Source organism: Salipiger marinus (assembly GCF_900100085.1).
In the GTDB taxonomy this organism is placed as follows: domain Bacteria; phylum Pseudomonadota; class Alphaproteobacteria; order Rhodobacterales; family Rhodobacteraceae; genus Salipiger; species Salipiger marinus.
This window is the reverse complement of record NZ_FNEJ01000065.1, coordinates 1-4,048: the sequence shown is the minus strand read 5'-3', so window position 1 is coordinate 4,048 and position 4,048 is coordinate 1. Positions and strand designations below refer to the sequence as shown.

4 protein-coding genes and 1 pseudogene are annotated in these 4,048 nt (G+C 61.5%); 2 read left to right on the top strand and 3 right to left on the bottom strand.

Annotation, left to right across the window (positions count from 1 at the left end; all coding sequences use genetic code 11):
• Positions 1–147: 147 nt before the first annotated feature.
• Positions 148–821 (top strand): annotated as a pseudogene (locus tag BLR51_RS26640) (IS5 family transposase); the annotation flags it as partial.
• A 179-nt stretch (positions 822–1,000) separates the two neighbouring features.
• Here the strand turns inward: BLR51_RS26640 and BLR51_RS27295 are convergent.
• Both BLR51_RS27295 and BLR51_RS26630 read right to left on the bottom strand, forming a co-directional pair.
• On the bottom strand, positions 1,001–1,300 hold the full coding sequence (locus tag BLR51_RS27295; RefSeq protein WP_110506230.1) for a DUF1403 family protein: 300 nt from the start codon (positions 1,298–1,300) through the stop codon (positions 1,001–1,003).
• A gap of 258 nt (positions 1,301–1,558) precedes the next feature.
• Positions 1,559–1,663 carry an ATP-binding protein gene (locus BLR51_RS26630; protein ID WP_278184875.1) on the bottom strand — a complete coding sequence of 35 codons (105 nt, stop codon included), beginning with the start codon at positions 1,661–1,663 and terminating at the stop codon, positions 1,559–1,561.
• 519 nt (positions 1,664–2,182) lie between these two features.
• On the opposite strand from BLR51_RS26630, the gene BLR51_RS26625 reads away from it, so the two are divergent.
• Positions 2,183–2,530 (top strand): hypothetical protein, encoded by a 348-nt coding sequence (locus tag BLR51_RS26625; protein ID WP_089852566.1) that lies wholly within the window; start codon positions 2,183–2,185, stop codon positions 2,528–2,530.
• 21 nt (positions 2,531–2,551) lie between these two features.
• Here BLR51_RS26625 and BLR51_RS26620 read toward each other — a convergent pair.
• Positions 2,552–4,048: AAA family ATPase (locus tag BLR51_RS26620; protein WP_089852565.1), on the bottom strand; the 1,497-nt coding region annotated here is incomplete at its 5' end.

Below are 4,048 nucleotides of genomic sequence, written 5' to 3'. Positions count from 1 at the left end.
CGCATCATAAGGCCGGATACATGTCAGCACCTGATGACGCGCCAGACGAAGCTCCGAAAAACCCTCTTGCGCATGGGGCGGTTATACATGTTGCGCAAAGGCCGGGTAGGGATTCATCTCTTGAATCCAGCATGGTAGCTGGGATGCATGAGCAGACCGACACCCCCCAACCTACAAGACCAAGAACTGGCCGGCCTATAACGAAGCGCTCAAGCGCCGTGGCTTGCTGAGCATCTGGTTCAACCCCGAGAAGAGCTGGGATTCCGTGCCGACAGGCAGGCGCGGCCGCCAGCAGACCTACAGTGATGCCGCCATTCAGACGTGCCTTTCAATGAAAGTGCTGTTCGGCATGGCGCTCCGCCAGACGACCGGCTTCGTCGAGAGCCTGTTGCGGCTGGTCGGCCTCGACTGGGTGGTGCCCGACTTCAGCACGCTGAGCCGACGCCAGAAGACGCTGGCCGTGACCATCCCGTATCGCGGCTCCAAGGGGCCGCTGCACCTGTTGATTGATAGCACCGGGATAAGGTCGAGGGCGAAGATGAATGGCACGCGCGCAAGCACGGCGGCCCCAAGCGGCGGGTCTGCGCAAGATCCATCTCGGGATTGACGAGGAAACGTTGGAGATCAGCGTCGCGACCACCGGGAGCCATATCGGCGACGCTCCGGTCTTGCCCGATCTGCTCAGTCAGATTCCCGCAGATGAAGGGATCGCCAGCGTCACGGCAGATGGCGCGTATGACACCCGCAAATGCCACGATGCCATCGCGGATCGCGGCGCCCATGCTGTCATTCCGCCACGGAAGAATGCCAAGCCGTGGCAGCACCGGCCACCTCGAACCGCGCCGTCGGTGAATGACCCAGGCTGACCGCGCCATGCAAGCTTAACCTCCCGTCCACGAAAACGGCAGCAGCTCAGTTTGCTGAAACCGAAGAGGCTCGGTTTAGCCGAGAGTTGTTCGACCACCTACGGAAAAAACGGAAATTTGCGCTGCGACTGGGGTCAGTGATCGCCGAGAAGAAGTCCTGGCAGTCCAGTTCCCAGGGAGCAGATCAATGGTCGCGCGCTTTCCCGGCGGCCCTGAAAGGCGACGCTGGCCTCTGCCGCGCGCAGCGCCAGCCGGTCGCGCAGCAGCGGCTGCGGCAAGTCGGGCTGCGCCAGCACCAGATGCAGATGCGCAAGTGCCGCCCCCGACCAGAACGCATGATCCTCCAGCGTGTCCGCAGCGCCAGAGTCTCCGCGCAGCGGCACGGGAGGCAGGCTTGGGGGCTGAGGATCGGGACGCGGACGGCGCAGGGTCATGCGCAGATCCCTAACATGCAGCGGCGCTTTGGGCCAGTCTGTCAGCAATGAACCGCCGCAACTTGCCGCCCCTACATATGTCCGGTAATCTTGCCTTACCGGACATATAAAGCGCGAAGAGCTCACCGCGGGTGTCGTTTTAGTTTCATGGGTGGATTCACCCGAAATCAGCCCTCTCGCCTTCAAAGTTTCCACTTAAACGGTGGACCGGGCTCTTGCTCAATCTCTGGACTTCGCGATTGCCGCGGTCAGCCTGGGTCATTCACCGACGGCGCGGTTCGAGGTGACCAGCAGCGCGCCGCGCTCGTAACGGCGGCTGACCAGCTGGAAGAACAGATGGGCGGCGTCCGGCTCGAACGGCAGGTAGCCCAGAAGTCCGGTGTCCCAATGGTCTCAAGTCTTGGCCCATTTGTCATCCTCAGCTTGCCCTGCAAACAGAAATTCTGCGGCAGCAGCCTGGGACCGGAACGGGATTGCCTCGCTGACAACAAAGCCGGCTGGTCGGCTGAGGCAGCTGCCTTTCCAGCAGATTTTTCCCTCACAGTAGTGCTTGCTCAGCACTTCATGCGCAGCGGACTCCCGCTTCATCGCTCTATAGTTTGGACAAAGCACCGAGATGCGTGACTTTGGCAGGAGATAACACCAACCGCCCGCTTTCTGATGGAGGAGGCCGTATAGACGCCCTGACGGATCCCCCATCTGATGCGTGGGGGTCAACACAAGTCGGGAAGCTGCCTCATGCGAGTAGCGTGCGCGCGACCATATGTAACCGAACACCTTTCTCGCCAAGCGGTCGAGGTCGAAAGGGCCTCTCCAGTCTGGAGACGCGGCGCCTACGGTCACACCCTTGATATTGTCCCAGACTGCATTGGGAAGCCATCTTTGACCAAGGGCCAGAAGGCGGCTCTCGAGGCTCTCCAACGTGCTGCGGAGCAAGCCGGGAAGCTCGAAGAAGAGGACGAAGTCGGCCCATCGGCGTTGGTATCTTTGCTTGCGGATCCGCTCGAGCAAATCCTCCCAGGAAACGCCGACATAGATGCGCAGGCATGGTCGGCCCTGGCGGAGGAAGGCATAGATCCCAGCGGTGCCGTAAGGGGGTCCACGCCAAGTTTTCTGGTGGAGAGAGAGTTCTATCGGCTCGACGATCTCGACAAGATCACGGACCTCGCCAAGTTGAGATGGCGAAATGCTTTTCTCCCCGACCAAGAGCGATTGGTCGGGGCAAAGTGAATTGTAGTGCATGTTCATCGGTTACCGGGAGTTCCCGATCTGGCTCAGCCAGGGTCGCAGCTCGTCAGCATCCATTTCACGCCGTACGAGCAATTCCGCGGCAAGGCGTTCGAGCAGGTCCCGGTGCGGTTCCAGGAGGTCACTCGCTCGCTGTTCGAAGTCCCAAAGCTTGACGCGCACGCGATCCCAATACTTTTCGGGAATCCGGGGCGTCTCAGGTTCTCCGAGCCAAGCGGGGCCATAAATTCCAAGCCCCGTTTGACGATCAAAGAACATTTGCAGGCGCGTGGCGCGCTCAAGATCGCTGCCCGTACCACCACCGCTGCCAGCACTGACATTTCCAAGGACAAGGCGCTCCGCGGCACGGCCGGCCATGAGCATCATCATTTCACGCGTGAATTCTTCAAGCGTCCCCTCTTGGATTGCAGACCGCCGTATCGTCCGTCCGTCCTCCTGCCCGACCACGACACGTTCGACCGCTGCCGTGCCGAGCAAAATCGATGTGATCAACGCATGCCCCGCTTCGTGGACAGCGATCCGCCGCTCCACAACGGGGTTCTCCGGCCGCGCGGCACCCATCTGCGTCGCGAGATAGTCGGCATCGAAAGGGACCCCGGTGCGGCGAGCCGCAGCCCTCGCGGAGCGAAGCGTCGCGTCGATTTCGGCCGGCGTTTGGCCGACGAAGCGGCGCGCCAGCGGCGTCACGTCTGCGGCACCGGGAAACACCTGCCGGAGCATGTGGGCAATCTGCGCAAGCGGCGGCCGCGTGAGCTCCACGATCTGATCGAAGCGGCCAGGTCGGACGATTGCAGGATCGAGCGTCTCCACGCTGTTGCATGCCCCGAGCAGGACGGTGCCGTCGAGGGCGAGAAACTTGTCGATTTCCCGCAGCAGCGTGTTAATTACTTGTCTTCGATAATTGCTGTTACGCGCGGTGTCTGAGGCATAGCGAACGCCGAATGAGTCGATTTCGTCGATGAAAATGATGCATGGGCGGTGCGCGGCCGCATCGGAAAATGTCTTGAGCATTGCGCCGAGCATATCACCGAGATGGCCGCGTGATTGCCATTCGCCAGCGCTGGCAATGACAATTTCCACATCCGCTGACCGCGCGATGGCCTGCGCCAACACGGTCTTGCCAGTTCCTGGCACGCCGTAAAAGAGTAGGGATCTTGGGACCTCCGACCAGCGTGCCGCACCCGTTTTGCATGCCTGAATATCCACAGCGAGGTCTCCCGCCATGCGATGCGCGGGAGACGACCCGCCAATTTCTTCGAGGGTGAGGCCGTTCTGGCGCATGGAACGAGCAGGTAGCGCCATCCTCTGGAGCGCTTGGGCCGCCGCGAGGGCCGAAGACGCCCGCAGGGCCATGACTATAGATGGGTGATCGAGCTGCGCCAGAGCTGCGTCATCAGGCAGGAGGCGCAGGACGGCCTCGCGCTCCGGCGCGTCCGAAACGTTGTAGAGCTCGCAGAGCAGGACGAGCATGATGATGCGATCAATGGGTGCGAGGCGTTC

Coding starts and splice junctions, on each gene's coding strand:
- BLR51_RS27295 (WP_110506230.1), bottom strand. CDS start 1,300: ATGACCCTGCGCCGTCCGCGTCCCGATCCTCAGCCCCCAAGCCTGCCT.